This is a genomic window from Methylobacterium trifolii, assembly GCF_022179685.1.
In the GTDB taxonomy this organism is placed as follows: Bacteria; Pseudomonadota; Alphaproteobacteria; order Rhizobiales; family Beijerinckiaceae; genus Methylobacterium; species Methylobacterium trifolii.
In genome coordinates this window covers 44953-54341 of sequence record NZ_BPRB01000086.1, presented here as the reverse complement: position 1 = coordinate 54341, position 9389 = coordinate 44953, and the positions used below count along the sequence as shown (strand labels likewise).

Below are 9389 nucleotides of genomic sequence, written 5' to 3'. Positions count from 1 at the left end.
TCGATCTGAGCCTTAGCATTGCCGGCCGCATAAGCCTCGACATTGCTCGCGGCGCCACGTTCTCCGATAAGGCCGCAGTAGTAGCTCGCCTTTCGAGGTACTATCACAGAAACTTGGCCGGCCTCCGCAGTTAATTCGCCGCGTATAGCGGCCGCAACCGACTGCGGTGTCAATTTGAAGTCCTGGGTTAGCGTCCCGATCTCATCTTCGGTGAGAGGGCCTTTCTCGATCTTCTCCCTCCAGGCCTCGATTACGCGAGGAGGAAGATTGGCGGCGGAAACTTCGTCTTCAAAGGAGCCCAGCCTTGTTTCTCGATCCTCGGCAAGCACAAAAAACGAAGGCATTTGTCGGCGCACTTCTCCGAGCATCAGAAAGAGCTTAGGCTTAACGCCCCGTTCGATCGAGAGTTCGACAGGTTCTCCCTCGATGGGCTTCACGATGATTGATGTATCCGGGCCGTCGAAAAGTTTTCGGATGGCCAAGAAGAGCTTAGAGCTTTGAAATGAAATCCCCAAACAATTGAGGGTGAGCACCGAGTCTAACGTTAGATAGTACTTCGAGCGGAAACTTTCGGAATGCGAGATGTCTTCTCGAATGGAATCAGGGAATAGCTTGAGGAGATCAAGGACTACAGCGCCGCGCAGGTTAGGCCCCTCGTCATCATCTTCTCCTCCGAGAGTACGGCCAATCTGTTGCTCGACAATCTCGCGGATCGAGGTGAGAAGCTCCGCGTACGATTCCGGCTGTTCTTCTTTGAAGCCTTCGAGGACGGCGCCTCCCAGCCAATTCCAGTACCTGGCTCGGGTTTCTTCGTCCGGCATTGGGAGGATCGAGAGCATCAACAGTTGCGCGCGGTATCGCTCAGTCACCGCGAGCCCCACCGCCGCGGACCGATGAGCCCAACCGCGCGCATCGAAAAGTTCAAGGAGCCACCTTGATTTTGCTTGTGCCGTCTCGTCTGGAACGGACTCCTGCCACTGGCTGCGCAACGCTATCGTTGCCTCTCTGGTAAGTGTATCGAGCCAGAGACCTTCATTCGGCAATTGAAGGGCGTCGGTCATTCTTGCCCGAACAATGCTTTCGCGGACTGCTCTAAGTTCCGCTGTTTCTTGGACGACAAAGTCCGTTACAGGGGCGGCAGTCAAGAGGGCTTCGAGTTCACCTGAGCGAAGCGGAACGAAGAGCAGTCCTGCTTGTCTGATTACCGATATGGCCTCGGTCAGTTCTGAGAGCGTGATGTCTCCACTCTCCGCCATCGTGGCAAAGAGATCAATTGAAGTCACTAGCGGATAGCCTTCGTGCGTCCCGAACGAATTCACAAACCGGTCGTCGACGATCAACGCGTCGATCTCTGGCCGGCCGGCAAGGAGCTGGCGGCTGGGATGCAGATCGAAATTGTCTTCATCATCGCCTGACAGCAGCAATCGACCGAGTTTTACCTTTCCGGATGCGATCTCGTCGCGTAGCGCAACTTGTAAGCTTTCAACCAGAGTCCGAGCGTCATCCGCCGAAGCATCGTAGCTCACCAATTCGTTAGCGCGCTCGACTTCCGAGGAGGTAACAAAGACTTTGAACCCGGCCATTGGCAGACGGGACAGCATGCCCAGATGCTGAAAGAATGATAGGGCGACGTCGTCTAGATAGAGCGTTGCGCCCGACTGCACGACCGGGCTGTGAGGCCATGCTTGTTCGTGAAGGCGTAGATATGCGTTTGCGTTGGCACTCTCAACATCGGAAAGATGTCCGCCGCGCTTAAGCGCCGCAAGCACATCGCCCACGCCGGCAAAGAACGTTTCGTACCCGGAGATGTCCGCAGTCTGCTCAAGGAGTGAGCCGGGTTTGGGAAGCGGCGCAGGGCGCACGACGATTTTTGGCGACTTATCCTGCTCATCGAGCGTCTCGGCAGCAACGAGATATTGAGCTATGTCGCTCCCGACGCGTAGCTCCAGCTCCTGCGGGGGCACCGCGCCCTCAAATCGGTGCACTCGATCCGCATCGATAAGCTGCTTTACCTCCCGCGCTCTTCGCACTTGGCTTGGTTGGTGGAACGCGAGTTTATCGCGCTCTTCGAAGAGCCAGCTGAGTGTTGTTTGGGCGATCGTGACACTGTCCGCCCAAGCCAGAAACTGTCGAAGTTTACCCGTTAGGCTTAGCGTAAGTAGGCTTGTGAGATCGATCGCGACACGTTTACCCACATCCGAGCGAATAGGCTTTGTGCCGTTGAAGGCGAAGATTGGAGAGCGTCTCCGGGGGTCCGCTTGGCCTAGATTGCGCAGCGCCGGACGCAAGAACACATCGAGTAGAGTACGGCGAGCGACCTTGGCGGCAGCAAAGAGAGGAGCTTCTCCGCGAACGACGAGGTCCCAAGTCCTATTCATCTGGTCGTCCCAATCGGGCTGCAGGCTCAAAAGCTCCCGAATATCCATCCGCTGCACCGGCCCATCTTCGCCTGACGCCGAGATCGCTCCTTGAAGCCAACCGTGAATTTTTTCTTCGTTTTCCCAGCCTGCCGACGCCGCTGTGGAATAAGATGCAGATAAGATTTTGGCATCGCCGTCCGCTTTCCTTGCAGCCTCGCGGACCAATTCTTGCGATCGTGGCGTGGCACCAATCCGTTGAGCCAGGACGCCAGCGCGTAGCAACTCTGTGGCGTCACGCTTCTCACGATTCTGCCATTCTGTTTCAACGAAGGTGTTCAACGAGCTCCAATCGCCGGACGCAATCGCGATGTTCATTGCAAGGTGACGATCTGTTTGAACGTCTCGCCCGACGCGGAGCTTTTCGAGGCAAGACTTAGAATCGCCCAACCTACCTAGGCGGTAGTAAGCCCACGCTAAGCTTGTGCTTACCCTCGTCGAAGCTTCCACAATCTCAGGATACGCCTCCCCCATCGCCGCTATCTTTTCATCGGCCTGAATTTCTTGTAGCGCAGATATATATGTCTCCGCGCTTGTAACGTCTTTGACCTCCCCGAAGAGAATGCCTGCAAACTCGGCAAGTTTTGTAAAATCCCTGGAGTGCTCTAACTCAGCCACGAGATTGAGAAGGGCGGGGATCGTTGGGTTTGCCCGATATGCCGTTTCTCGAAAAGCGGCCACATCGGCACCAGCCGCGCCTTCGATAAGACTGCGCAACGTCACAAGCGCGTTTGGCGGAATATCTTTGCTTTCCAAAATGGCAAGTTTGACACGAGCGTCTTCGGCTCGTCCCGCTTTAGCCAGAGACTCTATCTCGATCGACGTTAAGAAGTCCGGGTGATAGTATTCGAGAAGTTGCTCGCGGTGCCGGTCTATATAACCGGCAACGTCAGGGGCTTTTCGGCGCAAGGCTACTTCGAAGCGAGCCACAGCTGCGTGAAGCGATTTTTCACCCGTAAGAGCTGTCGCCCGCTCTATATCCTCTTCGACAGCCTGCAGGTTCAGAATGAGACTGAATGCAAATGCGAGCGGCACTCGACGAAGTCTAACTTTTTCGTCGGCCATGCTCCCCTGGAGCTCTTCGAGAGCCTTTACGGCTAGCGATGGATCACGCAATTTCAGCCACAGTGCTCTATCCGCTGCAATCGATGCGGCCTGCCTAGCGCCAAGCAGTTCGAATGCTGTTGCGGCTCTGTTATAGTAGCTGATCGCTTTCGTGCGATGTGCCATTGCCTCAGTGTCTTCGGCCAAGGGGAAATCGGCCAAATTGGGGGGCAACGGCGCTTGGAGTGCATCTCGGAGATGAGGGTGTACGGTCTGCTCTAGATGCGCCTGCCCGGAAAGTAATAGTAGCGCGGGTGTCGCCTCGAAATCTGTATCCCCGAGCGCATCGACGATTTTTAGCGCGGAGTTAAAGTCGCTCGTTGCGAGGTATATGCCGAGAGCTCGAAACTTGCCGTCGGGGTGAAGTCTGTCGAGCGATAGACCCGTTCTCTCCAGCCATCGGAGACCTTCTTCCGGCGAAAGGTTGTGGACGGCTATGATAAGCGTGGCCGCGAGAGACTCCCGTGTGTTGAGAGGCTCAAGGGTAGCCAGCGCCTTCGCGCGGTCTCCGCTCTGAGCAAACGCCTCGACAAACGCATCCGCAATCGTGGTCTCCGCGCTAGAGCCGAAAGCTTGGGCTTTGAACAGCGCGTACCGCGCCTTTTCGTGATCGATAGAGGCAAGAATACGTGCGCACCAGGCAAATATCGATTGACTGACGGCTGACGAAGCGGCGGCAAGTTCGCCAGTTTCGACGGCTGTCAGAAGCAAATTGCAGGCAGCTGTTGAATCAAACCCTGCTGCGAAGCGCACCTGTCGCAATTCGCTAAGTCGCCTTCCTGCAACATCGGTGATAACTCGGTTTTCAGTCGGAGCACCAGAGAGCGCTTGTGCGATCTCGCGCTGGCCCCACAATATAGCTTGCGTGTCGGCGCGTATATCGGTGTGCGTTTCCAGCAACCCTTTCGCGGCGGCTTTGAGAAGAAGCCCGTCCGCTGCGAGGGACGCTCGAAAGCTACCTCCGTCGAGGCGGCCTCTCTCTTTCATCGCATTTTGGCACTCGCGTTCGATCGCCTTGAAGGCACCTGGGGCTTGGTCAGGCAGTTCTAGCAGTGCTTTGAGTCTATTTTCGGCGAGTTCACGTTGTGGCCCACCGAAATCATAGTCGATCACGTGAATGAATCTGAGGACCGCATCGAGGTCGAGGTCCGCGGGCGCGCCGTGCGCATCGAAAGCGGAACGCATCAAAGCTTTAAAGGACACCAAAAGCTTTTGCTCAGCCTCAGCGAGCGTAGCGGTGGACTGCATCCTTACTGCGTTAAGCGCTTTTGGCAGGCCCACTTTGATGGGTCCGGATGTTTCGTGCCCGACCGCAAGAAGCATCGCGTCCTTGCCGCCGACGAGAGGGCGATCCCATCCTCTCTGGCCATTGCCGTCTTTGGTCAGAAGCCATAGACGCGCGAACTCATCGCAAGTTTTTCCCAATTCGCTCGTCAAAACGAAACGTCCCGTGAGCGAGTTTTTTGATTGAATAAAAACCCACCCACCGACTTCCGTTTCGATCACGAGATCATCGACCGGCACCTCGGTTTCAAAACAAATCGCGGTCGGCTTTGCAGCTCCCAAGCCGAGCCGCTTATCCAGCGCAACAGCGGCCAAAAGCCTTACCGCAATCGAAGCGGCAATCGAAGCTTGCATGGTGACGCCGCCAGCGGTTGCGTTCCCGCCGCCCTTTGCCAGCAAACTTTTGCTTTCGGATGCCTTCTTGGCCATCGTCTACTCGTTTAGAGCGAGACCGACGCATTGTTGCCGCCCCGTCGTAAGTATGAACATAAAGCGAACATAGGCCCGGCAGGCCTCGTGGTCCACTTGCGTATTGATTATCGAATTCAAAATTGGTGACCTCTCTTGTTCGCGCTTTTTTCTTGCAGTATCAGCAATATGTCCCTCACGCGAACATCCCTCAACCTTCCACTCATCTCTGCTCGCTCCCAAAATTCCGGACTGTTGACGCAAAAGAAGCCGCAATCCCGGCTATCGAGCAGCGATCTTTCGCCACCCGTAGCCTCTCGAATGTCCTCGACTTGGAGAAGCGGGCGCGCTTGCTCAACAAGGTTGTCGCCTGAGCCATTCACCTGATTCGAGTTCACATTAAACCCCCGCACCATCACCGAGGTGCGTCCCGAGCGATGCTCGATTTCCCGCAGCGTTTCACCATCGGGCAACCCGCGATAGAGGGTATGCGCGACTGCCTTCTTCCAAATCCGCGCCATCTCGCGCCCATAGCGTGTTTCGATCTGCGCCGCCGCATTCTGGAACACGCCAAGGAAGTTGATCCCGCCCTCGCGGTACAGCGTCAATATCTCATAAAAATTCGAGACATAGAGCTGGCCCCATTCCTCTCCGACAATGAGGGCGCGCAGCGGACCGCTGGCATCGGCAAAACGCTCCACGATAGCCGCTGTCATCGCGCCGACGAAGGTCCGGCTCGTATGGCTGCGCGCCGATCCCATGATGAATAGCGCCGTCCGCTCACGCTTCATGTCAGCAGGATCAAACGAATTGCGCTCCGTCGTCATGCGCGCCGCCGTGCCTGGCTGGAAGCCCTGCAGCCGCTCGACGAGGAGGGAGGCGTAGGCGTTCCACTGGTCTGGCGAGACGGTCAGGTTCGCGACGAGCGTGCACATCCCGGCCTCGTCTTGCATGCGCCGGTCAGCGGCCCAGAGGAGGAGGTCGTCTGCGATCTCCCTCGGTCCACGCCCGAAGAAGTCCCACAGGCCGCCCGGCGTGCAGGGCCACCGCACGGATGGATAGAGCGCCGTGATCTTATTGTAGAGCGCGATGAAGGTGCGCACCCCCTGGCCGACCCAGCTATTGACCGCCTCCGGCTTCACCGGGACGAGGAAGGAGGCGGCGTCATAGGCCGCTTCGCCGACGATCCCGCGAAGGCGCGGGTTTCGCGCCGTCTCGATGACGCGCGTGTTGATGTTGTAGCTCTCGGATGGGTAGCCGTGAATCCCTCCAGAGTTGAGGAACCTCACCCGGTAGTCCTGACGCTCCAGCGTCTTCCATGACGCCCAGGCCAGCTCGCCGTTTTTCGGGTCCGTGATGATCTTTGTAAAATGGGCCGTCCGGGGCGAAACGAGATTTGGCCCAATGAAGCGGGTGAACTTGCCCTTTCCCGCCTGCGCATCGATCGCAACCGGCTCGGTGCCGTCATAGACGAGGGGCCAGCCGTTCAGAAAGCCGAGCTCGATGCCGCGCCGGAGGTGGCGGTAGGTGTGATGGCTTGGAACATCGCCCATCACAAAAGCCCCGACCGGCGCAAGGCGTCGAGGTCATTCAGCTTGGCATTGCCGAGCTGGCCGGACGGGTTCGCGTCGAGCATCGCCTGAAGGCGTTCTGCCGCCGCCCGTTCCGAGCGGGCGCGGGCGATCCTGGCTTCTTCGGCATCTTCCCAGGCAAGGCGCTGTGCCCGGTGCGACTTCACCAACCAGGCGAGTTGGTAGAGGCTGAGGAGGTTTCTAAAAAACATCGGGCTTCCCCCGTCCACGCAGCTCTTCCTCATCGTCCCAGGTGGCGAAGGTGAAGCACTGGCATTTGCGTTTTGGCGGCTCGGTCCTCGCCACATCGTGCGGCGTTAGGTCCGTCGCGTCATTGCGAGCCGGGCGCATCGCCTTATCAGGACCGGGCAGGGACGGGCGCTCGTCGTGCTCGATGACGAAACCTCCGCGCTCGGCTGCCGCGACCAGATTGCTCTCGATCATGCCGACGCCGAGCGAGCCGAGCGCGTAGCCTGCGGCGGCGAGGTGGGTCCACCAGGTGTGCGGCACGGGCACACCAAGAAAGCCCTCGCAGAAGAACGCAAAGGCCGGAAGGAGAATGCCTCCGGCCACGCCGCGCAGGAGGAAGGGGCGGCTTTCCTCCGGCCCCAGCGACAGGCGTCCGACGGTGACCCGGTCGTCCCAGGTCAGGATCGCTAATGCGGAGAGCGCGAAGGTCAGGAACAAGGCGATGAAGTATGCCGCCGTCACGGCCATCACGATGAGTCCGCCGACCCAGACCAAAACAAAATACCCGGAGACCAGGAGAAGGCCGACCGTCAGGAAATCACTTCCACCGCCATTCGACATGACACGGCTCCGCTTGCGTGAGGGGGCTATCGTTCGAGTTTGAGACCGAGGGAGATGGACTGACGCTGTTCCTGGCCCTGGCCGGAGGCGGCGTTCAGTCCCTTAGAGAACTTCAGGAAGCGCCCGATCTCGCGGCGCAGTTCGAGAAGGTCTTCCGCCTGCCGGGCGCGAAGCTCTTTGAAGGACGCCTGGAGCGGTGCGCGCTCGTCCCGTTGCCGGTCAATGAGCTGCTGCCGCTCGTCCGCCTGCCGCTTCCTGCTGGCGGCGGCCTCCGCCTCGTTTGCGGCGCGGACGTCCTGATAGCGCCCAGTGACACGGTGCCAGAGACCGGCCAGACCTTTCGGGACGCGCGCGGCGCGCGCCTTCGTCTCGCTGTCCCAGTCCCGGCGCTGGACCGCCTGCTGCTCGGTCCGCGCCGCGCGGTGCCGCTCCGTCATCGCCGCCTTTTTCTCACCGAGCTTTGCCGACTCCGCGCGGAAGCGCTCGCGCGATGCTTCGACATGGCTGCGCAGGGCGGGCGTCATCCGGGCGGCAAAGGTCGCCTTCGTCTCCTCGACGGAAGGGAGAGTGTCGCCATCGCCGAGGCGGTCGCGGACCTCTTTGGTCTTCTTGTTCAGGAGGCGCGGCAGCGCATGCACCTCGCCGTCGTGATCGAGGACGACGTGCGCGCGCCGGTCGCCTTTCGCCAGGAAGAAGCCGTGCTCTTCCAGAGCGCGCGAAAAGGCGGGCGTGCTGTCCGACGCCGTCCAGCAGGATTGCACGGCGGCTTTCAGCCAGCGCGGGTCCTGGCCCCGGCGCTTCGCCTGTTGCCATTCGGCAAGCGTGAAGTTGAGCGGGTCCTTCGCTCCGGCCCTGGCAAGGCCGCGCGGCATCTCCCAGCCGTGATCGAGATAGAGGTCGCGGGAAAGGCCCGACAGCTTGGTCTTGAAGAACGACATGGGCCGCGCCTTCATGGTCGCGGCGTCGATCCTGCTCCACACACAGTGCGCGTGTAGTCGACTTTCCTTCTCATGGAAGACAACCGCGCGAGGCTGGCCGTCAAGGCCGAGGCGCTTCTCGGCTTCGTCAATCGCGCGCTCGAACTCCGGCACGGTGACACGGGCATGGCCGGGCGGGTTGAGCGACAGCGAGAACAGGTACTGCTTGCACTTCGTCCCGAGGCTGATCGCCCGGACTTCCTCAAACGCGCCTTTCAGATCGTCCGAGGCGAACTCCCGCAGCTCGTGCAAGCGGACATGCTCGTTCTCATCGGTACGCATGAGATGAGCGGCAAGGTCCCCGCCGCCGCCGCGCTGGAACGCTTTGAGGATCATGGCTTGGCCTCCGGCTTCAGGCCGAGGGCGGCCAAGAGCAGACGGCGAATCTCGCGAAGGTCCGCGAGCGCGTTCTGGAGCTGCGCTTCAGTTTCCGGCGTCGCGGGCAGAGAGCCACTATTCGCGGCATGGGCGAGTTGGTTCAGGTTGCTGAAGACGCGCGACCGGCCTAGCAGCGCGACGAGCTGCGCCAGCACCCGGCGGTCCTCGATGGAAATTCCAGACCGGCGCATGCGGATCGGAAGCGAATCACCGAGGACTTTGGCCTTGATGTAAGCGCCGAGAGGCGCGCCTGCGGCCTCAGTAGCCAGGCGGGCACGCTCTTTCGGCGTCAGCCGCAGGCTGAATGGGGCATCCCGTTTTTTTCGCGGTCTTCTTACCGAGGCGGGAGTTTGGTAGGCTCCTGCTGCTTCAAACTCGCTGCTTATGGACATGGGGGCATCGGTCCCTCAAAAGAGGTCCGGTGCTCAAGGAACGCGTTC

At 59.6% G+C, this 9389-nt stretch carries 6 protein-coding genes; all 6 read right to left on the bottom strand.

Features of this window, described 5'->3' with window-relative positions; all coding sequences use genetic code 11:
* The coding region (locus COGEMETH_RS08695; RefSeq protein ID WP_444980409.1) for an HTH domain-containing protein at positions 1-5234 on the bottom strand (5234 nt) is incomplete at its 3' end.
* A gap of 116 nt (positions 5235-5350) precedes the next feature.
* Positions 5351-6766 carry a type IV secretory system conjugative DNA transfer family protein gene (locus COGEMETH_RS08690; protein ID WP_238182195.1) on the bottom strand — a complete coding sequence of 472 codons (1416 nt, stop codon included), beginning with the start codon at positions 6764-6766 and terminating at the stop codon, positions 5351-5353.
* Positions 6766-7014: a hypothetical protein gene (locus tag COGEMETH_RS08685; protein ID WP_238182194.1), complete on the bottom strand. Its 249-nt coding sequence runs from the start codon at positions 7012-7014 to the stop codon at positions 6766-6768. The genes COGEMETH_RS08690 and COGEMETH_RS08685 overlap by 1 nt, the downstream gene beginning before the upstream one ends.
* Complete coding sequence (locus COGEMETH_RS08680; protein ID WP_238182193.1) at positions 6986-7594, bottom strand: hypothetical protein; 609 nt, start codon at positions 7592-7594, stop codon at positions 6986-6988. The genes COGEMETH_RS08685 and COGEMETH_RS08680 overlap by 29 nt, the downstream gene beginning before the upstream one ends.
* A gap of 26 nt (positions 7595-7620) precedes the next feature.
* Positions 7621-8907, bottom strand: a complete 1287-nt coding sequence (locus COGEMETH_RS08675; RefSeq protein ID WP_238182192.1) for a relaxase/mobilization nuclease domain-containing protein — start codon at positions 8905-8907, stop codon at positions 7621-7623.
* Positions 8904-9341, bottom strand: a complete 438-nt coding sequence (locus COGEMETH_RS08670; RefSeq protein WP_238182191.1) for a MobC domain-containing protein — start codon at positions 9339-9341, stop codon at positions 8904-8906. Before COGEMETH_RS08670 ends, COGEMETH_RS08675 begins: the two co-directional genes overlap by 4 nt.
* Between the last annotated feature and the right edge of the window lie 48 nt (positions 9342-9389).

Excerpts from the sequence above, each read along its gene's own strand:
- COGEMETH_RS08690 (WP_238182195.1), bottom strand. The coding sequence starts at position 6,766 with ATGGGCGATGTTCCAAGCCATCACACCTACCGCCACCTCCGGCGCGGC.
- COGEMETH_RS08680 (WP_238182193.1), bottom strand. The coding sequence starts at position 7,594 with ATGTCGAATGGCGGTGGAAGTGATTTCCTGACGGTCGGCCTTCTCCTG.
- COGEMETH_RS08675 (WP_238182192.1), bottom strand. The coding sequence starts at position 8,907 with ATGATCCTCAAAGCGTTCCAGCGCGGCGGCGGCGGGGACCTTGCCGCT.
- COGEMETH_RS08670 (WP_238182191.1), bottom strand. The coding sequence starts at position 9,341 with ATGTCCATAAGCAGCGAGTTTGAAGCAGCAGGAGCCTACCAAACTCCC.